Origin of the sequence: Sedimentibacter sp. B4 (assembly GCF_000309315.1) — a bacterium.
In the GTDB taxonomy this organism is placed as follows: Bacteria; Bacillota; Clostridia; order Tissierellales; family Sedimentibacteraceae; genus Sedimentibacter; species Sedimentibacter saalensis.
The window spans coordinates 1-241 of record NZ_CANG01000185.1 but is presented as its reverse complement, the minus strand read 5'-3'; the positions used below and the strand labels follow the sequence as shown (position 1 = coordinate 241).

Sequence of the window (241 nt, the reverse complement as noted above, 5' to 3'; positions counted from 1 at the left end):
CGGTGGCGTCCAAGGAGGCCGAGTGGTGGGAGTTGGTGAAGAAGATCCCGCAGCTCAACACCGGCAAGCTGCCGGTGGTCTCGGTCGGCGATTTCAACTCCTCGAAGTTCACCAGCTACACCGCGCAGCTGCTGCCGGCGATGAAGGCCGCCGGCTTCGGGGACGTGATGAACCAGGAGTACACGGTGAACCCGCCGAAGGGGATCCGGGCGGAGAACGTCGTGAACGGCTGGATCAACTC

Annotated in this window: 1 protein-coding gene; it reads left to right on the top strand. The window is 63.9% G+C overall.

Annotated elements, in window-relative coordinates; translation table 11 throughout:
* Window positions 1–32 precede the first annotated feature (32 nt).
* A partial coding sequence (locus tag BN358_RS10675; RefSeq protein WP_198018386.1) for a hypothetical protein occupies window positions 33–241 on the top strand: 209 nt, incomplete at its 3' end.